Raw genomic sequence first — 26,163 nt, forward strand, 5'->3', positions numbered from 1 at the left:
AGCGGCGAGCCGGCGTGTCCGAAGCGCAACTCGACTATTCCGTCCGATCTGTTCTTAGCGACCCCTCGCAGGCACCGTCCCGGCCACTTCGAGCCTGGCAGCGGCGAGCCCTCACCAAGTACCTGGCCAACCGGCCGACGGACTTCCTGGCCGTGGCGACGCCCGGCGCGGGGAAGACGACGTTCGGTCTGCGGGTGGCCGCGGAACTGCTCGCCGACCGCACGGTCGAGCAGGTCACGGTGGTCGCGCCGACGGAGCACCTCAAGCACCAGTGGGCGTTGGCGGCCGGAGGGGCCGGGATCCCGCTGGACTCCAACTTCCGCAACGCCGACGGCATCACCTCCAGCGACTACCGCGGCGTGGTCGTCACCTACGCGCAGGTCGCGGCCCACCCCAACCTGCACCGGGTGCGCACCGAGCGGCGCAAGACGCTGGTGATCCTCGACGAGGTGCACCACGCGGGCGACGCCAAGTCCTGGGGTGACGCGATCCGGGAGGCGTTCACTCCCGCGGTTCGCCGGTTGTCGCTGACCGGTACGCCGTTCCGCAGCGACGACTCGCCCATCCCCTTCATCGGGTACGAGCCCGACGCCGACGGGTCGATGCGCAGCCGCGCCGACCACTCCTACGGCTACTCCGACGCGCTGGCGGACGGCGTCGTGCGGCCGGTGCTCTTCCTCGCCTACTCGGGCGAGGCGCGCTGGCGCACCAACGCCGGCGACGAGTTCAGCGCGCGCCTCGGTGAGCCGCTGACCGCCGAGCAGACCGCCCGCGCGTGGCGGACCGCGCTGGACCCGTCCGGCGAGTGGATCCCCACGGTGCTCAAGGCCGCCGACACCCGGCTGGAGCAGCTCCGCCAGGGCGGCATCCCGGACGCCGGTGGCCTGGTGATCGCCTCCGACCACCCCACGGCCAAGGCCTACGCCAAGGCGCTGCACCAGATCACCGGCTCGGATCCGGTGGTCGTGCTCTCCGACGATCCGCAGGCGTCCTCGCGGATCGGTGCCTTCGCCGAGTCCGACGACAAGTGGATGGTCGCGGTCAGGATGGTCTCCGAGGGTGTAGACGTGCCCCGCCTGGCCGTCGGCGTCTACGCCACCAGCGCCTCGACGCCGTTGTTCTTCGCCCAGGCCATCGGCCGCTTCGTGCGGTCGCGGCGACCGGGGGAGACGGCCAGCATCTTCCTGCCGAGCGTTCCGGTGCTGCTGGAGCTGGCCAGCCAGCTGGAGGCGCAGCGCGACCACGTGCTGGGCAAGCCGCACCGGGAGAAGGACGGCTGGGACGACGAGCTGGTCGCCGCCGCCAACGCCCAGCGCGACGAGCCCGGCGAGGAGGAGAAGGCGTTCACCTCGCTGGGCGCCGAGGCCGAGCTGGACCAGGTGATCTACGACGGTTCGTCGTTCGGCACCGCCGCGTTCAGCACCACCGAGGAGGAGCAGGACTACCTGGGGCTGCCGGGTCTGCTGGAACCGGATCAGGTCAGAGCGCTGCTGCGGCAGCGCCAGTCGCAGCAGCTGGACGACGTCGGCAAGCGCGAGGCCGATGCGAAGGCGGCCAAGGTCGCCGAGCAGGCCGCCGAGCAGCAGTCGCGTCCGCAGAGCGTCCAGGAGCGGCTGCAGAAGCTGCGCAAGGAGCTCAACACGCTCGTGTCGCTGCACCACCACCGGACCCGCAAGCCGCACGGCAAGATCTACAACGAGCTGCAGAAGGTCTGCGGCGGCCCGCCCACGGCGATGGCCACGGTCGAGCAGCTCGAAGAGCGAATCGCCACCCTCCGCTCTTGGTGAACGCCTGATGCGGGTCCGGCCGTCCCGCTAACCTGTCACCCGCCAGAGCGACGATCTTGGAGCGGGTGCTGTGACGGGCGATGCGTGGAACGTCGGGCTCAACATCATCGCCAGCGTGATCACCGGGTCGGTGGTCTGGATCTCCGGTCGCCTGCTGCGACTTCGGAGGCTGCGGCGCAAGCAGGCGTTCTTCGGGATGAGCACCGGTGGCGACTGCCTGCTGGTGGTTCCCCGGATGGTGTCGGCGGACAACGAGCGCAGCGTCCACCGAAACGACGCTGCGGCGATGCTCGAACTCTCGTCGGTCCTGGGGGACTGCGGGGCGAAGCCCGAGGTGATCTTCCACGACCAGTCCGAGCAGGGGCTGGCGGACAAGCCCGAGTTCTGCATCGGTGGCCCGTCCGCCAACCGGCGCACCGCGGCTCACCTGCGGTCGGCGTTGCCAGGAGTGAGCGTGGGCGGACTGGACTCGAAGACGGCGATCGAGGTGGGCGGGGAGACGTACCCGACGCGGAGCCGTCAGGTCGAGTACGTGGTCCTGGCCAAGATCATCCGCAGCAAGCAGGACAAGCCTGCCTTCCTGATCTGCGGTCAGACCTCGATCGCCAACCGCGCCGCCGCGCGGTACGTCGACGTCCAGCACCCGCGCCTGATGCGGAAGTACGGCCGCAGGCGGCGCTTCTGCCTGCTCCTGCGCGTGGTGGAGTCCGAGAGCTACGGCCCCAGCGTCGTGGAACTGGTCCGGGACGTCACCGCCGACGCCTTCACACCGCGTCCCGCCGTGGTCGACGAGGCCGTCACCGCGTAGCGGCAGCCCGGGTGAGGGCGATGATCTTGGCGGTGCGTTCCGTCTTCTAGGGTCGCGGCATGGGATTCGACGTTGAGAAGGTCCGGGCGCAGTACCCGGCGCTGGCGGACGGCCGGGCGTGGCTGGACGGCGCAGCGGGCACGCAGGTGCCGGAATCGGTGATCGAGGCGATCAGCGACGCCTACCGATCCGGGTTGTCGAACGTGGGCGGGCAGTACGAGTCGAGCCGACGCTCGTCCGGGATCGTCGCCGAGGCTCGCGCGGCCGTGGCGGACCTGGTGGGCGCGCCCGATCCGGCGTGCGTGGCGTTCGGGCCGAGCATGACCTCGCTGACCTACCGGTTCGCCGGAGTTCTGGCGCTCGGCTGGAACCCGGGCGACGAGATCGTGGTGACCTCCCTCGACCACGACGCCAACGTCCGGCCGTGGGTGCAGCTCGCGCAGCGGGCCGGTGCGACCGTGCGCACCGCCGAGATCGACCCGGCCACGGGTGAGCTCCCCGTCGACAACGTCGTCGGGCTGATCGACGATCGCACCAAGCTGGTCGCCGTCACCGCCGCGTCCAACCTGCTGGGGGTCGTGCCCGACCTCAAGCCGATCACCGACCGGGCCCGCGAGGTCGGCGCGCTGTCCTACGTCGACGGCGTGCAGCACTGCCCGCACGCGCACGTGCGGATCGCCGATCTCGGCGCGGACCTGTACGCCACCAGCGCCTACAAGTGGGCCGGACCGCACCTGGCGGCCGTCGTCGCCGCCGATCCGTGGGTCCTGGAGAACCTCCACCCGGACAAGCTGGCGCCGTCGCCCGAGAGCTCCCCGGAGCGCTTCGAGCTGGGCACCAACCCGTTCGCCCCGATGGCCGGTGTAGTCGCGGCGGTGGAGCACCTGGCGGGGCTGGACGGCGACGCGACGGGCAGCCGCGCCGAACGCCTCGCGATCTCGCGGTCAGCCGTCGTGGCGCACGAGGAGCAGCTCGCCGGTCGGCTGTTCGCGGGACTGGCCGAGCTGGGCGGTGTCCAGCGCCACGGCACTCCGCAGGGGCCGACCACGCCCACCGCCTTCTTCACCGTCCGGGGCAAGGCTCCGGCGGAGGTGTCCGCGGCGTTGTCGGAGCGGGGGCTGAACGTCTCCGCCGGCCACTCCTACGCCTGGGAGCTCGTTCACGCCCTCGGCATCGGCCCCGAGGGCGGCGTGCGGGCGAGCCTGTCGCACTACTCGACGGCCGACGAGGTCGACCGCCTGCTGGCGGCCCTGCGCGAGATCAGCGCGTGAAACGCACCGGGCCCCCGCAGCGCTTGGCTGCGGGGGCCGGTGACCTGGCTGATCAGGTTGTCACTGCTCGTCCTGTTGGAGGTCGGCCCGCACGTCGCGCAGTCCGGCTTCGTAGGCGCGGGCGTGGTGCCCGCAGAACAGAAGCTCGCCACCGGACGGTAGTACGGCGCGAGCCTTGGCAGCGGCCCCGCAGCGGTCGCAGCGGTCGGCGGCGGTCAGCTCGGGGCGGGTGAGCGTTCCCGGCATCGATATCTCCCTCCGTCCCGGCGTCGGATTCCACCCGACGCCCTCGATCCTGCTACGACCACCGGTGTCCTACTGGCTGCAGGGTCGGTGCTCGTTGGCTCTACTCTTCCAGACGTTTTGGCCGGAGTCAGTGTTCCCGCGCGGGCTAGCGACGGTCGTCACCATGAAGTACCCGGTTGCAGCAGTGATCCTCGCGGAGGGTGATCAACATTGGGTTCACCCCTCTGACCTGCGACGATGTGGAGATCGACGAATCTAGCTGGACAAACGCTCTGACTGGTCAAGGCCAATTCTGGTGGGTTGGATCACAAATATGACGATCCGTGATCGGTCCTGTTCCTCTGGAAGCGAACAGCAAATCTCAGCACTCGGACGGAAAATCGCCCTCCCGAAGCTCCGAAATCGCCCTTCGAGGCCGAAGTGGACACGCGAAAAAGGCCGCCGACCCGAGTGGGTCGACGGCCGATTTCGGACAATTCGGTCAGTCGAGGTAGTCCCGGAGGACCTGCGACCGCGACGGGTGGCGCAGCTTCGACATCGTCTTGGACTCGATCTGCCGGATCCGCTCCCGGGTCACCCCGTAGACCTGGCCGATCTCGTCCAGCGTGCGCGGTTGGCCGTCGGTGAGGCCGAAGCGCAGCCGGACCACGCCCGCCTCGCGCTCGGACAGCGTCGCCAGGACCGACTGCAGCTGGTCCTGCAGCAGCGTGAACGACACCGCGTCGACCGCGACGACGGCCTCGGAGTCCTCGATGAAGTCACCGAGCTGGCTGTCGCCCTCGTCGCCGATGGTCTGGTCGAGCGAAATGGGCTCCCGGGCGTACTGCTGGATCTCCAGCACCTTCTCCGGGGTGATGTCCATTTCCTTGGCGAGCTCTTCCGGCGTGGGCTCGCGACCGAGGTCCTGCAGCAGCTCGCGCTGGATGCGGCCGAGCTTGTTGATGACCTCGACCATGTGCACCGGGATGCGGATGGTGCGCGCCTGGTCGGCCATCGCGCGCGTGATGGCCTGACGGATCCACCAGGTCGCGTACGTGGAGAACTTGTAGCCCTTGGTGTAGTCGAACTTCTCGACCGCGCGGATCAGACCGAGGTTGCCCTCCTGGATCAGGTCCAGGAACGCCATGCCGCGGCCGGTGTAGCGCTTGGCGAGGCTGACCACCAGGCGGAGGTTGGCCTCCAGCAGGTGGTTCTTGGCGCGCTCGCCGTCGCGCACGATCCAGCGCAGGTCGCGCCGCATCTGCGTGGTCAGCTGCTCGCCGGACTCCTCGATCTGGCGCAACCGCTCGGCACCGTAGAGGCCGGCCTCGATGCGCTTGGCCAGCTCGACCTCTTCCTCGGCGTTGAGCAGCGCGACCTTGCCGATCTGCTTGAGGTAGGCGCGCACCGAGTCCGCGGAAGCGGTCAGCTCGGCGTCCTTGCGCGCCTGCCGGAGCGCCTCGGACTCCTCTTCGTCCCAGACGAAGTCACCGGACTCCTTGGAGTCCTCGTCCGGAACCGGCTCCTCTGGAATCTCCACCTCGACTTCCGCGAGATCGCCGACCTCGGGAGAGGTCAGGTCGGTCTCGATCGGTTCGTCGATCTCCATGCCCTCGCCAGCGCCCTTGGCGGAAGCCGACTTGGTCGTCTTCTTCGCCGGGGCCTTGGCGGCGCCCTTCTTGGCCGCGGGCTTGCGGGTGGTCGACTTCGCACCCGACGAGCTCTTGGCGGTGCTCTTGCGCGCGGCAGGCTTCGTCTGCTCGACGTCAGACGAAGCAGCCGCCTCCGAAGCTGGGGTGGCCTGGGACTGGCCCGACTCGGCTTGAGCGCCGCCAGCGTCTGCGGCGGTGCTGGAGCGTCGGGTTGCGGTTTCTGCGGCTGCCACGTACGCCCTTTCGCGACGGTCGATCAGGGCGGGCCGGAGGGCGCGAAACCTCGGCCGCCAAAGGTCGGGGAACAACCCACCGGACTCGGCGTCCTGGCTGACGAACAATCACCCGTGAAGTACCGGGCTATCGGCTCGCCGCCGCACCGGCTCCCGCCGTCGGTGAAGGTGTTGCACCAGCGGGCGGGTTCACCAGCGTTCACCAGCCAAAAGGACTTCGAACCAAGTGGGTCGTGTTCCATTGTAACCGCGATGCGGGGGTGCGGTTCCGCTGCAAGGCGGAGTCCGCGCGTCCCTCCGTGTGCTAGGCACGGCTCCGGAAGACCGTTGCGAGCCGTGCCGCACACTCCGACGGGTGTCCCTCGGGACGCCCCTTCGCGGCCGGGCTCAGCACGCGGTCGCAGCTGTGCCCGGCAGCGGTCGGATCAGCTCTTCGCGCTGCTCGCGGAGGCCATCGCGGCACCCACGATGCCCGCGTCGTTGCGCAGCGCAGCCGCCACCACGGGGGTGCGGGTCTCCAGCAGCGGGATCCACTTGTGGCCCTTCCGGCTGACACCGCCGCCGGCGATGATCAGGTCGGGCCAGATGAACTTCTCCAAGGACTGGATGTAGCGGGTGACCCGCGGTGCCCACTCCTCGTAGGAGAGCTCCAGATCGTCCTTCACCGACGCGGCGGCCTGCGACTCGGCGTCGTGGCCGTCGACCTCGATGTGGCCGAACTCGGTGCTGGGGACGAGCTTGCCGTCGATGAACATCGCGCTGCCGATGCCGGTGCCGAAGGTCAGCACGACGACCTGGCCCTCGTGCCCGACGCCCGCACCCGCCTTCATCTCGGCCACCCCGGCGGCGTCGGCGTCGTTGAGCACGACGATCTCGTCCCGGCTGCGACCGAGGCGCTCGGCGAACAGGGCCTGGGCATCGGTACCGATCCAGCCCTTGTCGATGTTGGCGGCGGTCAGCGCCGTGCCGTCCTTGATGACGCAGGGCAGCGTGACACCGACCGGTCCGGTCCAGGCGAACTTCTCGACGATCTCGGCCACGGCATCGGCCACCGCGTCCGGCGTCGAGGGTTGCGGCGTCGCGAGGCGCAAGCGCTCCTCGGCCAGCACTCCGGCCTCGATGTCCACCGGCGATCCCTTGACGCCGGACCCACCGATGTCCACGCCGAACCCGCGGGCTGTCGCCATGGCTGATCCTTCCTATTCGATTCAGACCAAGGTGTGCAGACCTTAACGGGACTGTGTTGCGATGTCTGCGTGGGATTGCCAAAAGATGTGGATGCAAACGCCTTGTCCGAGGTCGCGGTGCGAATCGCGCGCGAAGCCGCCGATTTGGCCCGAACCGTGCGTGATCAGGCGGTGACCGACGGTGTTGACACGAAGAGCACCGAGACCGATGTGGTCACCATGGGAGATCGAGCCGTGGAGCGCTTGGTGCGCGAGCGGCTCGCCGAGCTCCGCCCCGGGGAGTCCGTGCTGGGCGAGGAGGAAGGCGGCGACGGTGCGCTGGACGGACTGCGCTGGGTCGTCGACCCGATCGACGGCACTGTGAATTATCTCTACGGGTTCCCCTTCTACGCGGTCTCGCTGGCCGCGCAGGTCGACGGCCGCTCGGTCGCCGGAGCCGTCGTCGAACCCGTCTCAGGACGGGTCTGGAGCGCCGCGGCCGGTCACGGGGCCTTCCTCGACGGGCAACCGCTGCACGTCTCCGGCTCCGACCGGCTGGACCTGGCGCTGGTGGGCACCGGGTTCGCCTACGCGGTCGAGCGCCGCACCGCCCAGGCGCGCGTGGTGAACGACCTGCTCGGCCAGGTGCGCGACATCCGTCGCGCGGGAGCCGCCTCGCTGGACCTGTGCTCGGTCGCGGCCGGCTGGCTCGACGCGATCTACGAGGTCGGGCTCAACCGCTGGGACTGGGCGGCCGGCGCGCTGATCGCGCAGGAGGCCGGAGCGGCGCTGCGGCTCCCGGAGAAGGGGTCGTCGGACGGGCTGGGCGACGAGATGCTGGTCTGCGCCACCCCCGGGGTCGCCGAGGGGCTCACCGACGCCCTGCGCGCGGCCAACGCCGGCGAGGTCTGACCGCCCGTGGCGGGAACCCGCCAATCCCGATCGGGTTTCCGCCACGGCATCGATAGCGGTCCGTTGCGAGTTGTTGCCGGGAATCGTTATCAGCAGTGCACGTCGCGGGCCTTGGTGAGCAGATCCTCGCTGATCTGAGGTGGCGTCACCTCTTGCTGCGCGCCGTCCTGCTGATCGCGCTGCGGCACCCAGTTCTGCAGCTGCTGCAGGATCTGCTTGGCCTCTTGCGTGGTCTTGATGTCGTCGAAGCGCGCGCCCAGCGCCAGGTCCAGCCCGGCGTCCTCGCGCTCGTCGCGCACCAGCTGCGCGCACGGCGCGATCAGGCTCAACGTGCGGGCTGCGCTCATCCCGGCGGCGCCGAAGCGGATCTGACCGTGGCACTGCAGGTCGTAGTTGACGTAGACGGAGTCGTTGTCGGCGCCGGTCTTGATGAAGCCGAGGCTGGCCAGCTCGTCGCCGACCATGCTCGCCTGCCTGCTCTCGCCGTTGCCGTTGAGCACCCGCACGTGCACGTCCTGCGGCGGCACCGGGGTCGTGGAGTTCAGCGCGTCGCGTTCGAGCATGGTGCCCAGCGGCACCTGCGGCGGCATGCCGCTGGCCTCGGGCGGCGCGGTCGGTGCTCCGGGCGGGTTGCACCTGGTGGCCGTGTCGATGTCCTCCACGGACCCGAAGACGCGAGTCCACAGCAGTCCGGACAGCGCCACCAGCGCCACCAGCACGACCAGCGCGGGCAGCGGTCGGCGTCGGCGATATCCGACTCGCCGTCCCGGCCTTGCACCTACGGCTCCCACGTCCGCCCCTCCCTGGATGCCTCGGATCCGCGCGCTCCCGCCCGCACCGGATCAGCCTAGGGGTTGAACCTGTTGTGCGCGGTGCTGGTCGCCGCTGCCGTGTCTTGATCTTCCCGTGATCGTCTCGAAGCCGATGCCGACCGGGAAACCGCGAGCGCATCGCATCACGCGGGGGTCGGCAGGGCAACCGGGACGGGCCGCCCGGAGGACTCGGCCGACCGGTCGAATTTTGATCTACGATGCCCTCCGAATGCGCGCAATGCCACACCTATGGGTGACCTGCTGCGTGTTCGCAGAAGTTATGAGCTACCCTCTCGGCGCCTCACGGAGTGCCGAGTTGAGGCAAGTCGCTCTTTACGGGGGAACTAGACGCGTTGCAGGGCGAGACCGCGATCACTGTCCCATCGGGCACAAATTCGGGTCCTGGAACGTTTACCAGCGGCACACCATTGCAGTCTCCACAAACGCAGGGGTGAATCACGATGGCGACCGACTACGACGCTCCTCGCCGCGAGTCCGAGGACTTGGCGGAGGACTCGTTGGAGGAGCTGAAGGCGCGACGCAACGATGCGCAATCCGGCGTCGTCGACGAAGACGAAGGGGCGATCGCGGAGAATTTCGAACTGCCGGGCGCTGATCTGTCCGGCGAGGAGATGACCGTCAAGGTGCTCCCGAAGCAGGCTGACGAGTTCACCTGCTCGAGCTGCTTCCTCGTCCATCACCGCAGCCGACTGGCCGAGACCAAGAACGGTCAGTTCATCTGTCGTGATTGCGCCGCCTGAGGCGCACGTCGACGACTCACAACGGGAAGTGGCTGGGCACACGCGGGCGGCGTGTGCCCAGTGTTTTTCCCGTCGAAAGGCTCCACAGCTCAATTCGCTCAGCGGTGCGGGTGGCGGAACCTGACACCGGTGCCGGTTGCCGGCACGGGGTGAGGAGAAACCGGCTCCGCCGGTTGCCGTTCACCGCTCGCGGAGCAGGACGGCCTTGAGCCGCTCCGGCTTGCGGGTGCTGATCACCCAGTACGGAGTGGGATCGTCCGGGTCGTCGAGCCAGACGCGCACGGAGGTGCGCACCCAGGAGCGATGCACCAGGAACGCCGCCGGGTCCAGGTCCGGGCCCAGGGAACGCCGCTGCTCGGCGGGGGAGATGATCTCGACCTCGTCGATGAACCGGAGCGGCAGGTGGGCGTCGCCGACCCACAGCTCGTCGTCGACGACCTCGATCTTGAGCCTGCCCAGCCACAGCGGCACGAGGATCGCCAGCGGGACCAGCACGACGTAGGGCAACCACGCCCGCACGCCCGGGTAGCCCATGTGCACCTGAGCGGCCATCAAGACCGCTGCGACCAGCGGCAACGGCCAGGTCCACCACGACGCGTACAGCCGCTCGCGGAACACCGCCTGCCCCTCCGAATTCGCCTGACCGGGGGTGTCCCCGCTCGTGGTGGCTGCTTCTACGCTTTCCGACACGCGTTCAGGGTAGTCTCGCCGCCCGTGTCGAACGTGAAGGTCCTGCTTACCCGAACCGACCCCGGTGTACCGCTTCCCGAATACGCCAAACCCGGGGATGCCGGTGCTGATCTGGTAACCACCAGGGATGTGGTTCTCGAACCGGGCGAACGCGTGCTGGTGGGCACCGGAGTCGCCGTGGCGCTTCCGGAGGGCTACGCGGGCTTCGTCCACCCGCGCTCGGGGCTCGCCGCCAAGACCGGGCTCAGCGTGGTCAACACGCCCGGGACCATCGATTCGGGGTACCGCGGTGAGATCAAGGTCTGCCTGATCAATCATGATCGTGTGCAGCCGGTGTCGCTGCGACGAGGTGACCGCATCGCTCAGCTCGTCGTGCAGAAGGTCGAGCACGCCGTGTTCACCGAGGTCGACGAGCTGCCCGAGTCGTTGCGCGGTGCCGGTGGACATGGCTCCACAGGTGGTCATGAGGTGCTGACGGCGTCGGGAACCACCGAGGCCGGTCACAGGACGGAGGTCTGAGGGGATGTTCAGAAGGGGCCGGGGGAAGTCCAAGCGCGACGAGGCCATCGAGGAACAGGCCGAGCCGGAGCAGGTTCCCTCGCAGGGGCCGTACGACGAGAGCGAAGCACCCGATTCCGGGGTGGAGCGGCTCGACCTCGGTTCGGTGCGGGTGCCGGTGCCCGAGGGAGGTCAGCTGCAGGTCGAGGTCGATCCCTCCGGGCCGGTGCGCGCGGTGCACCTGGTGACCCCGGTCGGCAGGCTGACCGTGAGCGCCTTCGCGGCGCCGCGCAGCGGGGGGCTGTGGGAGGAGGTCGGCAACGAACTGGCCGACCAGCTCCGCAAGGACGGCGCGCGGGTGCACACCGAGCAGGGCGACTGGGGCGTCGAGCTGGTGGCCGACTCGCCGAAGGCGGCGTTGCGGTTCGTCGGCGTCGACGGTCCGCGCTGGCTGCTGCGCGGTGTGGCCGCGGGTCCGGCCGAGTCCGCCAAGGAGTGCGCTCGGCTGCTCTACGGCGTCCTGGACGACACGGTCGTGGTCCGCGGCTCCGAGCCGATGCCGGTGCGCACGCCGCTGCCCATCGAGCTCCCCGAGGCGATCCTCCGCCACATCCAGCAGGCGCAGACGCAGCAGACCGAGACCCCCAACGGGCAGGTCTGAGGCCGACGCGGGGTGGGGATCTCGACGGCCCCACCCCTGCGCCGAACGGGTGAGACGAACGGCGTGCTCCGGAGTGGGTTCTTTATTCCGCCGGGCGTGGGATTCGGCCCGCGCAGGCGGTTAGGCTGGGAAGTGCACGGGCTGCGGAGTCGAGCCCCGAGGCGCACAGGAGCGCTAGATGAGCAAGACCGAAGGCGGCTACTGGAAGCGCCTCGTGCGGAGCCTGACCAGCGATGTCGCCGAACTTGACGCCGACGACCTGTCAGATCGGTCGCAGGCGGGAGGCGCGCAGCGGGCCAGCGATTGCCAGTGCGGGCAGGAAGCCGTGGTGCTCGGACGGGTTCGCAGCGTCGAGCTCTGCCCCAAGACTTCCGCGCCCACCCTGGAGGCCGAGCTCTACGACGGCACCGAAGGGGTGACTCTCGTGTGGCTCGGGCGCAGGCGCATCGTCGGAATCGAACCGGGCCGTATCGTCAAGGCCCGTGGCCGGATCGCAGTCCGTGACGGTCGCAAGGTGCTGTACAACCCCTACTACGAGTTGCAGAACACCGCATGAGCGAACATGACGCATCGGCTGCGGGGCTCAACGCCCGGCAGACCGACGATGACCGGCAGCCCGCGGGCAAGGCCGGCGTTTCCGAGCAGACCCTGCTGGAGCAGATGGGCGGTGTCAGCGGGCTCGCGTACTCCGCTGTTCCGATCGTCGTGTTCGTGGTGGTCAGCTCGTTCACCTCGATGATGCCCGCGATCTGGGCCTCGATCGGTGTCGCGGTGGGCATCGCGATCTTCCGCCTGGTGCGCAAGGAGCCGCTGCAACCGGCGATCTCCGGCGTGCTGGGCGTGGCGGTGTGCTCGTTCATCGCCTACCGCTCCGGCGAGACCAAGGGCTTCTTCCTGCTCGGCATCTGGACCAGCCTGATCTACGGCGGGGTGTTCCTGGTGTCGGTGGCGGCGCGCTGGCCGCTGGTCGGAGTGGTCTGGTCGACCCTGAACGGCCTGGGCATGGGCTGGCGCAAGCAGCGCCGCGCGATGCGCGCCTACGACATCGCCACGCTGTCCTGGGCGGCGGTGTTCGCCGCCAAGTACGTGGTGCAGCAGTGGCTCTACGACAACGACCAGACCGGCTGGCTGGCCTTCGCCCGCATCGCCATGGGATACCCGCTGACCGGCATCGCGCTGGTCGTGACGGTCTGGGCGATCCGCAGGGCCAAGAAGGTCGCCGAAGAGGCGGCGGTCGCCGGCGCTTAGCGCGCTCGACGTGGTGCGGGGCGGTTCCGCCGGGAACCGCCCCGTTCGTCATTCCCCGTGGTCGTGGATGACCGCGCGGATCTCGCTCTCCACGTTGCTGGTGGCCACGAACAGCATCTCGTCGCCCGCCTCGAGCGGGTCGTCGGCCTGGGGCACGATGACCCGGCCACCGCGCAGGATGCTCACCAGTGCCGAGTCGACGGGCAGCTTGAGGTCGCGGACCCGGCGCCCGGCCAGCGGGGTCGACTCCGGCAGCGTCACCTCGACGAGGTTGGCCTGGCCCTGGCGCAGCGTCATCAGGCGCACCAGGTCGCCGACGTTGACGGCCTCCTCGACCATCGCGGCCAGCATCCGCGGCGTGGAGACCGCGACGTCCACGCCCCAGGCGTCGGTGAACAGCCACTCGTTGCGCGGATCGTTGACCCGGGCCACGACGCGGCGCACCGCGAACTCGGTCTTGGACAGCAGCGAGACCACGAGGTTGACCTTGTCGTCGCCGGTGGCCGCGATGACCACGTCGCAGGACTGCAGCCCCGCCTCCTCCAACGACGCCAGCTCGCAGGCGTCGGCGAGCATCCACTCCGCGCCCGGGATGCGCCTGGGGTGGTAGTTGCCGGTGCTGCGCTCGATGAGCAGCACCTCGTGCTCGCCTTCGAGCAGTTCCCGCGCGATGGACTGGCCGACCGCGCCGGCTCCCGCGATCGCGATTCGCATTACTCGCTCTCCTCGGGTGTGCGGCGAGCGGCCGCGGTGACGTCGGTGACGGTTCCGGACAGCGCTGCCACGTAGACGATGTCGTCGGACTGGATCACGGTCTTGCGGTCGGGCAGCACGCCGTTGCCGAACCGCATGATGAACGCGACCCGCGCCCCGGTCGCCGACTCCACCTCGGAGACCTTGCGCCCGATCCAGCTCTCGTGCAGCGGAAGCTGCAGCACCGCGACGGCACCGGACGGCTCCCGCCACGCGGTGGCCACGCCTTCCGGCAGCAGCATCCGCAGGAAGCGGTCCGTCGTCCACGGCACGGTGGCCACGGTCGGGATGCCGAGCCGCTCGTAGACCTCGGCTCGTTTGGGATCGTAGATGCGGGCCACGACGTGGGCGACGCCGAAGGTCTCCCGCGCCACCCTGGCCGAGACGATGTTGGAGTTGTCCCCGTTGGACACCGCGGCGAAGGCGCTGGCCTGCTCGATTCCCGCTTCTTCCAGGATGTCCCGGTCGAAGCCGTTGCCTGTGACCTGCTGACCGCGGAAGTCCCGGCCCAGGCGGTGGAACGCCTGCGGGTCCTTGTCCACCACGGCCACGGTGTGATCGAGCCGTTGCAGCGCGGCGGCCAGGGAGGCCCCGACCCGGCCGCAGCCCATGATCACGACGTGCACGACCTTGTCTCCTCGCTGCGTGTTGAGCGCACTGGAACAACTGCTGCGGACGACGCCGCTCGTCGCCGCTGACCGTACCCGGACGGGGGCGGTTCGGTGACCGCTGCGGCCCTCCGGAAACGGGCTGGTGCACCGTACCGGGTGAGTCCCTCCGATGGGCACCACGCCACCCCGGATGTGACCTGAGAGCAATTCGAAAGCCCGCATTCACCGGTACCCCGGCCCCACCGCTTACGCTCTGCACCGTGTCCAAGCTCGCAACCGCGGCGAAGCGGCTGATCGTCGGTCGGCCGTTCCGCAGCGATCGCCTTTCGCACACGCTGCTGCCCAAGCGAATCGCGCTTCCGGTCTTCGCCTCAGACCCGATGTCCAGCGTCGCCTACGCGCCGGAGGAGATCCTGCTGGTGCTGTCGGTGGCGGGCGTGTCCGCGTTCGCCATCAGCCCGTGGATCGGTGTCCTGGTCGCGCTGGTGATGATCGCGGTGGTGGCGTCCTACCGGCAGAACGTGCACGCCTACCCCTCCGGCGGCGGTGACTACGAGGTCGCCACGGTCAACCACGGCCGGCGCTGGGGCCTGGTGGTGGCCAGCGCGCTGCTCGTCGACTACATCCTCACCGTCGCGGTGTCGATCTCCTCGGCCGCGGCGAACATCGGCTCGGTCATCCCGTTCGTCGCCGAGCACAAGGTGCTGTTCGCCGTCGGGGCGATCGTGCTGCTGACCGCGTTGAACCTGCGCGGGATCCGCGAGTCGGGCACCTTGTTCGCGATCCCCACCTACGCGTTCGTGATCGGCGTGCTCGGCATGATCTGCTGGGGCTTCTTCCAGTCCGTGGTGCTGGGCTCCGACCTGCGCGCCGAGAGCGCCGGGTTCCAGCTGGCGCAGGAGGAGAGCCAGTACGCCGGTGTGGCGTTCGCGTTCCTGATCCTGCGGGCCTTCTCCTCCGGTAGCGCCGCGCTGACCGGTGTCGAGGCGATCAGCAACGGCGTCCCGGCCTTCCGCAAGCCCAAGTCCCGCAACGCCGCGACCACGCTGGCGCTGATGGGCGGACTGGCGATCCTGATGTTCCTGGGCCTGATCATGCTGGCCCGCGTCACCGGCGCCGTCGTCGCCGAGGACCCAGCGCACCAGCTCATCGGCGCTCCCGAGGGCTACGAGCAGAAGACGCTGATCGCGCAGCTGGCCGGCGCGGTGTTCAGCGGATTCCCGCCCGGGATCTGGTACCTGGTGTTCTTCACCGGTCTGATCCTGGTGCTGGCCGCCAACACCGCGTTCAACGGTTTCCCGGTGCTGGGCTCGATCCTGGCGCAGGACCGCTTCCTGCCGCGCCAGCTGCACACCCGCGGCGACCGGCTCGCCTTCTCCAACGGCATCCTGTTCCTGGCCTTCAGCGCGATCATCCTGGTGTTCGCCTTCGAGGCCGAGGTGACGCGGCTGATCCAGCTCTACATCGTCGGCGTGTTCGTCTCGTTCGTGCTCAGCCAGAGCGGCATGATCCGGCACTGGAACCGGCTGCTGCTGCGCGAGACCGACCCGATGGCGCGGCGCCGGATGCGCCGGGCGCAGGCGACCAACGCCTTCGGTCTGTTCATGACCGCCAGCGTGCTGGTCATCGTGCTGATCACCAAGTTCACCCACGGCGCCTGGATCGCGATCGCGGCGATGGCGGCCATCTACGTGCTGATGACGGCGATCCGCAAGCACTACGACCGGGTCGCCGACGAGCTGCAGGAGTCCGAGACCGACGCGGTCCTGCCCTCGCGCAACCACGCGCTGGTGCTGGTCTCGAAGCTGCACCTGCCGACGATGCGCGCCATCGCCTACGCCCGCGCCACCCGGCCGGACGAGCTGGAAGGCGTCACCGTCAACGTCGACGAGGAGGACACCCGGACGTTGACCGCGGAGTGGGAGGAGCTGAACCTGCCGCTGCCCCTGAAGGTCCTCGAATCGCCGTACCGGGAGATCACCCGACCGGTGCTGGAGTACGTCAAGCGGATCCGCAGGGACAGCCCCCGCGACGTGGTCACCGTGTTCATCCCGGAGTACGTCGTCGGACACTGGTGGGAGCAGCTGCTGCACAACCAGAGCGCGCTGCGCCTGAAGAGCAGGCTGTTGTTCCAGCCGGGAGTGATGGTCACCAGCGTGCCGTGGCAGCTGGCGTCGTCGACGAAGGTGCGAGCACAGCGGATCACCTCGATGCCGGGCGCGACGCGCCGGGGTCTGGGGAGCAATGGAAAGGTGAACGGTGACCGAAAAGCCGGATTGGACCGGTAGGCGGCTGGAGGTCGAAGTCGGCCCGGTGGCTCACGGAGGCCACTGCGTGGCCAGGTACGAGGGCCGCGTGGTGTTCGTCCGCCACGCCCTGCCGGGGGAGACCGTGACCGTCGAGGTCACCGAGGACAACGGTGGCGGCTTCTGCCGCGCGGACGCCGTCGAGGTGAGCGAGGCCGCGCCGGGGCGGGTCGTCCCGCCGTGCCCGCTGGCGGACGCGGCGCTGGGCAAGGACCGCTGCGGTGGCTGCGACTTCCAGCACGCCGACGGCGAGACGCAGCGCGAGCTCAAGGCCGCGGTGATCACCGAACAGCTGCAGCGCATCGCGGGCCTGGACTGGCCGGTGCGGGTCCAGGAGCTGCCCGGCGGGCTGCTGCGCTGGCGCACCCGCGCGCGGTTGGCGGTCGACCGCAGGGGCAACGCCGGTTTCCGGCCGAGCCGCAGCCACCGGGTCATCCCGGTGGCCGACTGCCCGATCACCGTCGAAGGCGCCGTGGAGGAGCTCGCCGAGCGCCGCTGGCGGCCGGGTGCGGAGCTGACGGTGGCCGCTGACGGTGAGGGCGAGCTGCACGTCACCGCCCTGGACCGCAAGCCGCAGCGGCGCGGCCGCCAGCAGGCCGTCGCTCGCCAGGTGGCGGGCAGCGGCGTGGCGCACGAGACGGTGCGGGGACGCCGGTTCGACGTCGGCGCGCAGGGCTTCTGGCAGGTGCACAAGGCCGCGCCGGAGACCTTCACCGAGGTCGTGGCCCGCTTCGCCGCCGCTCCCCCCGGTGGTGTGGCCTGGGACCTCTACGGCGGTGTGGGCTTGTTCGCCGCGGACCTCGCCGAGCAGGTCGGCCCGACCGGTTCGGTGCTGCTGGTGGAGTCCTCGCGCGGCGCGGTGGAGGACGCGGTGTCCAACCTCCGCGACCAGCCGCAGGTGGCCTTCCGCGCGGGAACGGTGGAACGCGTCCTCGAGGACGAGGACCTGCGGGCGCCGGACGTGGTCGTCCTCGACCCGCCTCGCAAGGGCGCGGGTCGGCAGGTGGTGGAGGCGATCGCGGCCCGCGAACCGGCTCGCGTCGTGCACGTCGCCTGCGACCCGGCGGCCCTGGCCCGCGACGTCTCGCTGTACGCGGAGAACGGCTACCGCATGGTCGACCTGGAGGCGTTCGACGCGTTCCCGATGACCCACCACGTGGAGTGCGTCGCCGTCCTCCAACCCACCCCGAAGGGCTCCTGACCAGCGAAGCAACCACGGACTACGGCCGCAACCAACTCACGGAACACCCCGGTAATCGGGACACGATTACCGCAGTATTCAGGTACCCGATTACCGGGGTATTCAGGTCACCGAGTCCGGGGGTAATCCGGGTGTTGGTCACCGGCGTGGTGTCCAGGTGAGGTGGAGGACGTGCTCGCCCTGGACGCCGCCGGCCTCCAACTCGCGGTGGGCGTCGGCGATCTCGTCCAGCGGCCGGAGGGCGTCGACGACCGGGCGGATCGAACCGGCCTCGGCGTGACGCGCGAGCTCGGCGCGCTGGGACCAGACCCATCCGGCCTGAGAGCCGTGGGCGGCCGCGTTGGCCGGGATTCGGCAGGGCGCGAGCGGACTGCGGTTAAGGTTGCGGCGGCTGAGGAGGTGGCCGGGTGTTCGGTGAGGTTCCTGGACGGGTCGACCCGCGGGCGGCGGAGGCCGTCGGACGACGGTGGTCGCGGGCGAAGGTGCTGCTGTCGGTGACCTGGTCGTGGTGCGCGGCCGAGCTCGCGGTGTCGCTGCTGGCGCTGGTGTGGACGCTGGTCGCCGGACCGGACCTGCCGCTGCTCGGCAGCCCGAAGCAGGGCGATGTGACCGGGCTGGTCCTCGCCGCGGTGATCGTCGTGCTGCCGATGCCGCTCGCCTCCTGGGTCGCCGGGCGCGGCGCCGACGGGATCGACTGGCGGCTCAAGCCGGACGGCTGGTTGATGTACGGCGCCGTCGTCGGGCTCGCCCAGGCGCTCGGGCTGTGGCTGGCCATCACCTACACCTCCCTGCCCTTCTGGTTCCGCATCGCCGCGGGCGTCATCGGACTCGCGGTTCCGCTGCTGGCGACCTTCCTGGCCCGGCGGGCGATCATGGCCGAGCCGCTGCGGGAGATCGGCGGCAGCGAGTTCGTGCTGGTGAAGGGGCTGCGATCGCCGCAGGGCGGGGGCGAGGACTCCGTCAAGATCACCGGTGATTCGCTGCGGCTCTCGGTCCGCACGGCTGCCGGACGACCGGCCGCCCAGCCGTCCACGAAGGACATCGCGCTCGTCGACATCACCGAGATCGGCGTGCGGCCCAGCACATCCGAAGACGGTTCCTGGGCGCTGCTGGCAGACGGGCGCGGGGCGTCCCTGCCGGGAGGCGACGTCGTCGTGATCCGCACCCGCACCGACACCCAGCTGCTGCCCGCGGATCCGGAACTCGCCGAGCTGCTGCGCGCCCGAGCCGCTCTGCACGGCAGGGAACCGGCGCGCATCGAGGACTGGACGTGACGGCGCGCGAACACCTTCCGGAAGTCCTCCCGGCGCCTCCTGCGACGGGGACCGAGATCACGCCGGTCGTCGGCCGGGCGAGCGCTGCTCCGGAGTTCGTCCCGGGCCGCCGCGCGCAGGCCTTCGCTCTCGGCGCCGCAGCGGTCGTGCTGATCCCGCTCGGCTTCGTGGTCTGGGGCATGCGCGAACTGGAGGTCGGCGTCGGAATCGCCGGTCTGGTCGGCATCGCCGTGGCGACCGCCGCCTGGCTGGCCGACGCGCGCACGCCCAGGCGCTGGGGCGGATGGGCGCTGCTCGCCGCGCTCTCCGCGGCCTACGTCAACCTCGCGCTGGCCCCGATCGGGCTGGTCGCGCTCGTCGCGGTCGCCGTCTGCCCGCTGCTGGCGAGGGTGGCGCAGAAGCGTTTCACGGCACCGGGTTTCGATCTCGCGGAGCTCGACGTCGAGGTCGGTTTCGAGATCTACCGCCACCAGTCCGCGCGCCTGCGGATCGAACGCGATCGAGCCGTGCTGGCGCTCGGGCGAACGGCGGGCGGCGGGAACGTGGACCAGGCGATCGCGCTCGCCGAGGTGTCGCTGGCCCAGCCCGGCGAGATCATCGGCGCCGACTCGTGGCCGCTGCCGGGCACGACGGCGGTCCGGCTGGTCGAGGGCCCTGCCGTGCGACTCGTCGCGGGCAAGCAGCAGTGGATCGTCAACGTCGAGGATCCGCGACTGGTCGCCGCGATCCTGCGCAGGCGGCAGTCCGCCGCGTGGTCGCAGCGGACGGGGCCGCAGGACCTCGGCTCCTGGCACGCGCTGCGCAAGTGGGCCACGGCCCGAACGACGACGTTCCGCAACGCGAAGCGGTCTCAGCCCTACGGGGTGTTCCGCCCGCTGGTCGGCTTCTCCGCAGGTGTTCTCGGCCTGATGCTGCTCACCACGCTGATCGCCGGTGGTGGCACGGCCCCGAGCACGTGGCTCGCCGCCGCGGCGATGCTGCTCATCGGCGCGTTCTTCGTGGTCAGCTGGCTGCGGCGGCGCACCCGGCTCGGCTACGCCGAACTGCAGTCGCTGCCGCCGAACAGCCCGCCGTGGGGCGACCTGCGACCTGAGGTCGCCCCGATCTCCGGCTGGCGTCCCTGGAGCTGACGCGGGTGGTGGAGCGACCCCGGATCAGCGCGGACCTTCGGGCAGGTCCAGCTTCTCCGGAGCCTGCTGCTCCTGGGCGTCGACATCTCCGTAGGAGTTGTTGTTGACGTTGTTCGGCCCGCCGTCGATGTTGGCGTGCTGCCCGACGGTCGAGGAGTTGACGCCGTTGTTGTAGGGACTGTCCACGTTGGCCCCGGACACCGCGCCCTCGTCGGACTCGAAGCGCCAACCCTGCGTGTTGGAGCCGGAAACCCACTCGCCGCCGCCGTCGCCGGTCGGGCCGCGGCCGTTGCCCTCCCAGGTCGCGTTGAGGCCCTCGTGCCTGCTCTGCATCCCGCCGGTCGCGCCGCTGACACCACCGGAGATGGCGCCCGAGGTGATGTCGTTGATCCCCGGAGCCTGGCCGTGCAAGCCCTGGTTGATGGTGTTGCCGAGCACGCCCGAGATCGAACCCCGCGCTGCGCCGTAGGCGGCGGCTTCGGTGAAGTTCTTCGTGGCGTTGCCCGCCAGGTCCTTGCCGACCTGCTGGCCGATGCCCGGAGCGAGCCCGTCGACGAGACCACCGGCCAGACCCGCCGCGACACCCGACACCGCCGCGTTGCCGGTGTTGGACCAGTCCCAGCTCTGCCGGTCGCCCTTGGCGAACTGGAGGCCCTGGATGGCCCCGTCCACACCGACGTTGATCGCCACGTTCAGCAGGATCTGCTGGCCGATCTTGGTCAGCAGCTGCTGGAAGAACGTCCGCACCGTCAACTGCGTCGCGGCCTGGGCGATCGGGATGCCCGCCGTGCTCGCACCGAAGGTCGCCACCGCCGAGGCGATCATCGCGGCGATCTGGGCGGCGAGGATGATCAGCGCGGCGATGATGCTGTACTTGGTGTACTCGATCTCCAGCGCCGCGTTGTCGGCTCCCTCGCCGAGGGCCTCGCAGAGCTTCTTCAACTCCGGCAGGTGGCCGGCGTCGCCGTTGCAGAAGTCCTTCATGAACTTCTCGAAGGCGTCGTGCGTGTCGCCCTTCATCGTGCCCAGGGCCGACCGCACCGCGCCCTCGGTCTCGCTGATGACGCCCTCGATGTCGACGCCGCACTGCGTCCACGCCTCGGCGACCCTGCGCAGCGCCGTCTCGTCGCCCTCGGGCCAGCTCGCGCCGACCACGATCGGGAACAACCAGCTGACCTCGCCTGGAATCTCGATGCCCACGCCGTCCCCCTCAGCCCTGGCTCTTGATGCCGTCGGCGTTCGCCTGGTCGACGTCGTCCCAGGTCCGGGCGGTGGCGTCGAGCTCGCCGCGGACCTGGTGCAGCGCCTGGGCGAGGCCCTTCATGCCGTCCGTGCCCTGCTGGGAGCCGGGCTCGTAGTTCTTGGCGAACTCCTGGCCCGCCTCGTCACCGCCCCAGCACTGGCCTTCGGCCTGCAGGACGCCGTTGAGCTTGTCCAGCGCGGACTGGAGCTTGTCCGACGACGCGTCGAACTTCGGTGAGGCGCCGCGCAGCGCCTCGGGGTTGACCTCGAATCCCATCACCAACGGTCCTTCCGGAAACGGGACCGGGGTTCGAAGTCGTCCCAGTCCTCTTCAGCCGCGGGTTTGGACGCAGCAGGAGGGGTGTTCGGTTCCGGCAAATCCGGAGCCGATGGGATCAGCTGCGCCAACGAGGGCGCGCCCGGGAACAGATCAGGCAGGTCGGGGACGTTCTCCTGCAGAGGCGCGACGGCCGCGTCGGCCTTGGCGCGGGCATCGCGAGCAGCCGCCTGGGCCGCCTGGGTGAAGCTCCTGGCGAGCTTTTCCGGTGTGCTCGAGCGGAGCGCCGACGGCGACAGGGCGGTGTCGGTGACCACGCCGGCGGCGTTGACCTGGACCGTGACCAAACCGTCGGCCGAGGTCGCCTCACCGGTCGCGGCCAACGCGCTGGCCTGAGCGTCCTGCAACTCGGCGGTCTGCCGCTGCAACCCTTCGAGCATCGAGCTCACCTGTTCGCGCATCGCGGCGTTGCGCGCCTCGAGCTCCGCCTTGCGGCCGTCCGGACCAGTCATGTCGCCTCCCTCGGGATCAGACGAAAGGTAGCAACACCGCTATCCAGGTGGTACTCGCGACGTGAACGTCGCGGCCGTGGTGAAGGGGGCTCACCGCAGGTGGCGAGCCATCGCCGCAGGTGTCCGACCGCACCCGGTGGCCGCATGGCTCCTCCGTAGACTGGGGCGCACTATGCAGACGGAGCCAGGTTGCCGGCCAGGCCCCGGCATTGCGATTGTGACCGACCGGCACGACAAGCGAGGTGGAACACGGTGACGCTGCTGGGGTCCGTGCGCAGTCCGGCCGACGTCAAGCGCCTGACGCACGCCGAACTGGTGGAGCTGGCCGAGGAGATCAGGCACTTCTTGATCCAGAAGGTGTCGCGGACCGGTGGACACCTGGGGCCCAACCTGGGTTCGCTGGAGCTGACCCTCGCGCTGCACCGGGTCTTCGACTCGCCGAACGACGCGCTCGTGTTCGACACCGGGCACCAGGCGTACGTGCACAAGATCGTGACCGGTCGGCAGGACGGCTTCGACCAGCTGCGCAAGCGGGACGGCCTGTCCGGCTACCCGTCGCGCGCTGAGAGCGAGCACGACTTCGTCGAGAACAGCCACGCCTCGACCGCGCTGTCCTACGCCGACGGGCTGGCCCGCTCGTTCCAGGTCACCGGCGCCGAGCGGCACGCGGTGGCGGTCGTCGGCGACGGCGCGCTCACCGGTGGCATGTGCTGGGAGGCGCTGAACAACATCGCGGCCGACCAGGACCGCCCGGTCGTCATCGTTGTCAACGACAACGGCCGCTCCTACGCGCCCACCATCGGCGGTCTCGCCGAGCACCTGGCGGCGCTGCGGCTCAACCCGAGCTACGAGAAGGCCCTGGAGTCCGGCAAGCGCACGCTGCGCAAGATGCCGGTCGTGGGCCGCTCCCTCTACACCGGTCTGCACGCCGCCAAGAGCGGCATCAAGGACGCGATCAGCCCGCAGGTCATGTTCTCCGACCTCGGCCTGAAGTACCTGGGCCCGGTGGACGGCCACGACATGCGCGCGATGGAGTACGCGCTGCAGATGGCCAAGTCCTTCGGCGGGCCGGTGATCGTGCACGCCGTGACCCGCAAGGGCAACGGCTTCGCCCCGGCCGAGAACGACGAGGCCGAGCAGATGCACCAGGTCAAGGTCATCGACCCGGAGACCGGCCTGCCGAAGAAGCCCGCGCCGAAGAGCTGGACCGACGTCTACGCCGACGAACTGGTCGGCATCGGCGCCGAGCGCTCCGACGTCGTCGCGATCACCGCCGCGATGCTGGGGCCGACCGGTCTGAAGAAGTTCGCCGAGGCCTACCCCGAGCGCTGCTTCGACGTGGGCATCGCCGAGCAGCACGGCATGACCTCCGCCGCCGGTCTGGCCATGGGCGGCCTGCACCCGGTGTTCGCGGTCTACTCGACGTTCCTGAACCGGGCGTTCGACCAGCTGCTGATGGACGTCGCCCTGCACAAGCAGCCGGTCACCGTGACGCTCGACCGCTCCGGCATCACCGGCGACGACGGCGCCAGCCACAACGGCATGTGGGACCTGTCGATCCTCGGGCTGATCCCCGGCATCCAGGTGGCCGCGCCGCGCGACGCGGTGACGCTGCGCGAGGAGCTGCGCGAGGCCGTCGCCGTCGACGACGGGCCGACCGTGCTGCGCTTCTCCAAGGGTTCGGTGATCGAAGAGGTCCCGTCCGTGGAGCGCGTCGGCGGGATCGACGTGCTCCGCGCCGATGAGCGCAAGGACGTGCTCCTGGTGGCCGTCGGCGCGTTCGGCAAGCTCGCCGTGGCCGCGGCCGAGCGGCTGGCCGCGACGGGCGTCGGCGTGACCGTGGTCGACCCGCGCTGGGTCGTTCCGGTGCCGTCGAAGGTCGTGGAGATGGCCGCCGACCACCGGCTGGTGGTCTCGCTGGAGGACTGCGGACGGCACGGCGGGTTCGGATCGTCGCTGGCCGCGGCGCTGCGCGACGCCGAGCTGGACGTGCCGCTGCGCGACCTGGCGGTGCCGAACGACTTCCTCCAGCACTCCTCCCGCGAGGAGGTGCTGGCCGATCTCGGCCTGACCGAGACCGACATCGCCGCCCGCATCAACGACTGGTTCTCCGGTCGGCGCGGCGCGCAGCTGCACGTCGCCACCGAGGCGGACGCCGCCCACGGCTGACGTCGTCCCCGATCTCAGTGGAAATCCGGTTCCTGATTTCCACTGAGATCGGGGTTCCGGTTTCCACTGAAATCCGGTCACCCGGCCCTGACCTCGGCGGCTGGCGGCGCGTGCTGTGGCAGGGTGGATTCGTGCGAATCCTGGTCGTGGAGGACGAGAAGCCGCTGGCCGATGCGGTGGCGCGAGGGCTGCGGCGCGACGGCATGGCCGTCGACGTCGCCTACGACGGCGAGAGCGGCCAGGAGAAGGCCGCGATCACCCGTTACGACGTCGTCGTGCTCGACCGCGACCTGCCCGGCATGTCCGGTGACGACCTGTGCCGCGACCTGGTCGGTTCCGGCGAGCTGACCAGGGTGATCATGCTGACCGCCTCGGGCACGGTCGCCGACCGCGTCGCGGGGCTGTCGCTGGGCGCCGACGACTACCTCGCCAAGCCCTTCGCGTTCCCCGAGCTCATAGCCCGGGTGCGCGCGCTGGGCCGCCGCGCCACGCCCGCCCAGCCGCCGCTGCTGACGGCCGAGGACCTGGAGCTCGACCCGGCCCGCCGCACCGTCACCCGCTCCGGAGCCGAGGTCGAGCTGACCCGCAAGGAGCTCGGCGTGCTGGAGGTGCTGCTGTCGGCCGGTGGCGCGGTGGTCAGCTCCGAGGAACTGCTGGAGCGGGTCTGGGACGAGAACGCCGATCCGTTCACCACCACGGTGCGGGTCACGATGATGACCTTGCGCAAGAAGCTGGGGGAACCGGGCGTCATCGAGACCGTGGTCGGCTCCGGCTACCGGGTGCCCTCCGCGGCTCGCGCCGAACACGCCAGGGACTGATCGTGGGCGCCCTCACCCGGCGCGGACCGGGACTGCGGCTCCGGCTGACGCTGCTGGCGACGTCGCTGGTCGCGCTGGTCAGCGCGGTGCTGCTCTGGCTGGGTTGGGTGCTGGTCGGCAACGTCGTCGCCGCGGTGCCGCGGCTGCCCGCGGGCACGCCGGTGCGGGTCGGGGGAGTGGACGTGCCCGCTGAGCTGCTCGGTGCCGCGCTGCGCGATTCGGCCCGCGACCAGGTCCTGCTGATCGGCGGCCCGGCGTTCGTCGCGGTGGTGGTCGCCGCCGCGCTGCTGGCCTGGCTGGTCACCGGCCGGATGCTGCGTCCGCTGCAGGAGGTCACCGAGACCGCGCAGCGGCTGTCGGCGGAGTCGCTGGACGAGCGGATCGCGCTCAGCGGTCCCCGCGACGAGGTGGCCAGGCTCGCCGACACCTTCGACGCCATGCTGGACCGCCTGCAGGCCGCCTTCGACGCCCAGCGCCGCTTCGTCGCCAACGCCAGCCACGAGCTGCGCACCCCGCTGTCGGTGGTGCGCACCGAGCTCGACGTGACCCTGTCGGACCCCCACGCCGACGAGGCCGAGCTGCGCCGGATGGCCGACGTCGTCCGCGAGGCCACGGCCCGCGCCGAACGCCTGGTGGAGGCGCTCCTGCTGCTGGCCCGCACCGAGGGGGTGGAGCTCGCGGTCCGCGAACCGGTAGACCTCACCGACGTCGTCGGCCGGGCCCTGCGCGCGGTCGAACCCGAGGCCCGCAGGTGCGGGTTGCGCGTGAAGCGTTGCACCGAACCGGCGTTCGCGGTCGGAGATCCGGCGCTGCTGGAGCGGGTGGCGGGAAACCTGCTGGAGAACGCGGTCCGGCACAACGTCGAGGGCGGCTGGCTGGAGGTCAGCACCGGCGCCGACCCGCGGTGGACGACGCTGCGGGTGGCGTCCTCGGGTCCGGCGATCGCACCGGAGTCGGTGAACGCCCTCTTCGAACCGTTCCGCCGCGCCGGTGTCCAGCGCACCGCCCGCAACGGCACCGGACTGGGCCTGTCGATCGTCCAAGCGGCCACCACGGCCCACCACGGCAAGATCCACGCCACCGCCCTGCCCGCGGGCGGCCTCGCGATCACCATCCAACTCCCCGCCGCGCCGTGAGTCGTGAACG

General features: G+C 70.3%; 27 protein-coding genes. 16 read left to right on the forward strand and 11 right to left on the reverse strand.

Annotated features, from left to right (window positions below):
- Window positions 1–14 precede the first annotated feature (14 nt).
- The 3 genes from AB0J91_RS13465 to AB0J91_RS13475 all read left to right on the forward strand — a co-directional run bounded on the left by AB0J91_RS13465 (window position 15) and on the right by AB0J91_RS13475 (window position 3,866).
- Window positions 15–1,787 carry a DEAD/DEAH box helicase gene (locus AB0J91_RS13465; protein ID WP_363867811.1) on the forward strand — a complete coding sequence of 591 codons (1,773 nt, stop codon included), beginning with the start codon at window positions 15–17 and terminating at the stop codon, window positions 1,785–1,787.
- 70 nt (window positions 1,788–1,857) lie between these two features.
- Window positions 1,858–2,595 carry a hypothetical protein gene (locus tag AB0J91_RS13470; protein ID WP_363867814.1) on the forward strand — a complete coding sequence of 246 codons (738 nt, stop codon included), beginning with the start codon at window positions 1,858–1,860 and terminating at the stop codon, window positions 2,593–2,595.
- Between the two features lie 59 nt (window positions 2,596–2,654).
- Window positions 2,655–3,866, forward strand: coding sequence for a cysteine desulfurase-like protein (locus tag AB0J91_RS13475; protein ID WP_363867817.1), 1,212 nt, complete (start codon window positions 2,655–2,657; stop codon window positions 3,864–3,866).
- A gap of 60 nt (window positions 3,867–3,926) precedes the next feature.
- On the opposite strand, the gene AB0J91_RS13480 is transcribed toward AB0J91_RS13475, so the two are convergent.
- The 3 genes from AB0J91_RS13480 to ppgK form a co-directional block, all read right to left on the reverse strand.
- Entirely contained in the window at window positions 3,927–4,112 is a 186-nt protein-coding gene (locus AB0J91_RS13480; RefSeq protein ID WP_210968756.1) for a hypothetical protein, read from the reverse strand.
- A gap of 481 nt (window positions 4,113–4,593) precedes the next feature.
- Window positions 4,594–6,003, reverse strand: coding sequence for an RNA polymerase sigma factor (locus AB0J91_RS13485; protein ID WP_363791113.1), 1,410 nt, complete (start codon window positions 6,001–6,003; stop codon window positions 4,594–4,596).
- A gap of 398 nt (window positions 6,004–6,401) precedes the next feature.
- Window positions 6,402–7,163 (reverse strand): polyphosphate--glucose phosphotransferase, encoded by a 762-nt coding sequence (gene ppgK / locus AB0J91_RS13490; RefSeq protein WP_363790757.1) that lies wholly within the window; start codon window positions 7,161–7,163, stop codon window positions 6,402–6,404.
- Window positions 7,164–7,265: 102 nt separating this feature from the next.
- On the opposite strand from ppgK, the gene AB0J91_RS13495 reads away from it, so the two are divergent.
- Window positions 7,266–8,054 (forward strand): inositol monophosphatase family protein, encoded by a 789-nt coding sequence (locus tag AB0J91_RS13495; RefSeq protein ID WP_363867820.1) that lies wholly within the window; start codon window positions 7,266–7,268, stop codon window positions 8,052–8,054.
- A gap of 89 nt (window positions 8,055–8,143) precedes the next feature.
- Here AB0J91_RS13495 and cei read toward each other — a convergent pair whose 3' ends face one another.
- The gene (gene cei / locus AB0J91_RS13500) at window positions 8,144–8,845 is read right to left on the reverse strand and encodes an envelope integrity protein Cei (RefSeq protein WP_363790760.1); all 702 of its coding nucleotides are present in this window, start codon (window positions 8,843–8,845) and stop codon (window positions 8,144–8,146) included.
- 482 nt (window positions 8,846–9,327) lie between these two features.
- Here cei and AB0J91_RS13505 point away from each other — a divergent pair, with 482 nt between their 5' ends.
- Window positions 9,328–9,627 (forward strand): DUF4193 domain-containing protein, encoded by a 300-nt coding sequence (locus AB0J91_RS13505; RefSeq protein ID WP_093416518.1) that lies wholly within the window; start codon window positions 9,328–9,330, stop codon window positions 9,625–9,627.
- 180 nt (window positions 9,628–9,807) lie between these two features.
- Here AB0J91_RS13505 and AB0J91_RS13510 read toward each other — a convergent pair whose 3' ends face one another.
- Entirely contained in the window at window positions 9,808–10,317 is a 510-nt protein-coding gene (locus AB0J91_RS13510) for a DUF3093 domain-containing protein (protein WP_363867823.1), read from the reverse strand.
- A gap of 24 nt (window positions 10,318–10,341) precedes the next feature.
- Between AB0J91_RS13510 and dut the strand changes: the two genes are divergently transcribed.
- The 4 genes from dut (at window position 10,342) to AB0J91_RS13530 (ending at window position 12,724) form a co-directional block, all read left to right on the forward strand.
- Complete coding sequence (gene dut, locus AB0J91_RS13515; RefSeq protein WP_363790765.1) at window positions 10,342–10,836, forward strand: dUTP diphosphatase; 495 nt, start codon at window positions 10,342–10,344, stop codon at window positions 10,834–10,836.
- Window positions 10,837–10,840: 4 nt separating this feature from the next.
- Window positions 10,841–11,476 (forward strand): DUF3710 domain-containing protein, encoded by a 636-nt coding sequence (locus AB0J91_RS13520; RefSeq protein WP_363790767.1) that lies wholly within the window; start codon window positions 10,841–10,843, stop codon window positions 11,474–11,476.
- A gap of 178 nt (window positions 11,477–11,654) precedes the next feature.
- On the forward strand, window positions 11,655–12,032 hold the full coding sequence (locus AB0J91_RS13525) for an OB-fold nucleic acid binding domain-containing protein (RefSeq protein ID WP_132672633.1): 378 nt from the start codon (window positions 11,655–11,657) through the stop codon (window positions 12,030–12,032).
- Complete coding sequence (locus tag AB0J91_RS13530) at window positions 12,029–12,724, forward strand: DUF3159 domain-containing protein (protein ID WP_363867826.1); 696 nt, start codon at window positions 12,029–12,031, stop codon at window positions 12,722–12,724. Before AB0J91_RS13525 ends, AB0J91_RS13530 begins: the two co-directional genes overlap by 4 nt.
- A 48-nt stretch (window positions 12,725–12,772) precedes the next feature.
- Here the strand turns inward: AB0J91_RS13530 and AB0J91_RS13535 are convergent, their stop codons facing one another.
- Together AB0J91_RS13535 and AB0J91_RS13540 are read right to left on the reverse strand one after the other, a co-directional pair.
- Window positions 12,773–13,438, reverse strand: coding sequence for a TrkA family potassium uptake protein (locus AB0J91_RS13535; RefSeq protein ID WP_363867829.1), 666 nt, complete (start codon window positions 13,436–13,438; stop codon window positions 12,773–12,775).
- Window positions 13,438–14,103 carry a TrkA family potassium uptake protein gene (locus tag AB0J91_RS13540; RefSeq protein WP_363790773.1) on the reverse strand — a complete coding sequence of 222 codons (666 nt, stop codon included), beginning with the start codon at window positions 14,101–14,103 and terminating at the stop codon, window positions 13,438–13,440. The genes AB0J91_RS13535 and AB0J91_RS13540 overlap by 1 nt, the downstream gene beginning before the upstream one ends.
- A 245-nt stretch (window positions 14,104–14,348) precedes the next feature.
- On the opposite strand from AB0J91_RS13540, the gene AB0J91_RS13545 reads away from it, so the two are divergent.
- Both AB0J91_RS13545 and AB0J91_RS13550 read left to right on the forward strand, forming a co-directional pair.
- Complete coding sequence (locus AB0J91_RS13545) at window positions 14,349–16,376, forward strand: APC family permease (protein ID WP_363867832.1); 2,028 nt, start codon at window positions 14,349–14,351, stop codon at window positions 16,374–16,376.
- Entirely contained in the window at window positions 16,348–17,595 is a 1,248-nt protein-coding gene (locus AB0J91_RS13550; RefSeq protein ID WP_363867835.1) for a TRAM domain-containing protein, read from the forward strand. The genes AB0J91_RS13545 and AB0J91_RS13550 overlap by 29 nt, the downstream gene beginning before the upstream one ends.
- Before the next feature lie 138 nt (window positions 17,596–17,733).
- Here AB0J91_RS13550 and AB0J91_RS13555 read toward each other — a convergent pair whose 3' ends face one another.
- Window positions 17,734–17,946 (reverse strand): zinc-binding dehydrogenase, encoded by a 213-nt coding sequence (locus tag AB0J91_RS13555; protein ID WP_363868124.1) that lies wholly within the window; start codon window positions 17,944–17,946, stop codon window positions 17,734–17,736.
- A 56-nt stretch (window positions 17,947–18,002) separates the two neighbouring features.
- Here AB0J91_RS13555 and AB0J91_RS13560 point away from each other — a divergent pair, with 56 nt between their 5' ends.
- Together AB0J91_RS13560 and AB0J91_RS13565 are read left to right on the forward strand one after the other, a co-directional pair.
- Complete coding sequence (locus AB0J91_RS13560; RefSeq protein ID WP_363867838.1) at window positions 18,003–18,869, forward strand: hypothetical protein; 867 nt, start codon at window positions 18,003–18,005, stop codon at window positions 18,867–18,869.
- The gene (locus AB0J91_RS13565) at window positions 18,866–19,999 is read left to right on the forward strand and encodes a hypothetical protein (RefSeq protein ID WP_363867841.1); all 1,134 of its coding nucleotides are present in this window, start codon (window positions 18,866–18,868) and stop codon (window positions 19,997–19,999) included. Before AB0J91_RS13560 ends, AB0J91_RS13565 begins: the two co-directional genes overlap by 4 nt.
- 24 nt (window positions 20,000–20,023) lie before the next feature.
- On the opposite strand, the gene AB0J91_RS13570 is transcribed toward AB0J91_RS13565, so the two are convergent.
- The 3 genes from AB0J91_RS13570 to AB0J91_RS13580 are packed head-to-tail and all read right to left on the reverse strand — an operon-like array spanning window position 20,024 to window position 22,030.
- Window positions 20,024–21,199 (reverse strand): hypothetical protein, encoded by a 1,176-nt coding sequence (locus tag AB0J91_RS13570; RefSeq protein ID WP_363867844.1) that lies wholly within the window; start codon window positions 21,197–21,199, stop codon window positions 20,024–20,026.
- Window positions 21,200–21,209: 10 nt separating this feature from the next.
- Window positions 21,210–21,518 carry a WXG100 family type VII secretion target gene (locus tag AB0J91_RS13575; RefSeq protein ID WP_363790785.1) on the reverse strand — a complete coding sequence of 103 codons (309 nt, stop codon included), beginning with the start codon at window positions 21,516–21,518 and terminating at the stop codon, window positions 21,210–21,212.
- Window positions 21,518–22,030: a YbaB/EbfC family nucleoid-associated protein gene (locus AB0J91_RS13580; protein WP_363867847.1), complete on the reverse strand. Its 513-nt coding sequence runs from the start codon at window positions 22,028–22,030 to the stop codon at window positions 21,518–21,520. Before AB0J91_RS13580 ends, AB0J91_RS13575 begins: the two co-directional genes overlap by 1 nt.
- Before the next feature lie 252 nt (window positions 22,031–22,282).
- Here AB0J91_RS13580 and dxs point away from each other — a divergent pair, with 252 nt between their 5' ends.
- From dxs to AB0J91_RS13595, 3 genes are all read left to right on the forward strand, one after another.
- Window positions 22,283–24,199, forward strand: a complete 1,917-nt coding sequence (dxs, locus tag AB0J91_RS13585) for a 1-deoxy-D-xylulose-5-phosphate synthase (protein WP_363790789.1) — start codon at window positions 22,283–22,285, stop codon at window positions 24,197–24,199.
- Window positions 24,200–24,330: 131 nt separating this feature from the next.
- Window positions 24,331–25,017, forward strand: a complete 687-nt coding sequence (locus AB0J91_RS13590) for a response regulator transcription factor (protein WP_363867850.1) — start codon at window positions 24,331–24,333, stop codon at window positions 25,015–25,017.
- Window positions 25,018–25,019: 2 nt separating this feature from the next.
- The gene (locus tag AB0J91_RS13595; RefSeq protein WP_363867853.1) at window positions 25,020–26,153 is read left to right on the forward strand and encodes a HAMP domain-containing sensor histidine kinase; all 1,134 of its coding nucleotides are present in this window, start codon (window positions 25,020–25,022) and stop codon (window positions 26,151–26,153) included.
- Window positions 26,154–26,163 lie beyond the last annotated feature (10 nt).

The sequence above is a fragment of the Saccharopolyspora sp. NPDC049357 genome, assembly GCF_040677225.1.
Taxonomy (GTDB): Bacteria; Actinomycetota; Actinomycetes; order Mycobacteriales; family Pseudonocardiaceae; genus Saccharopolyspora.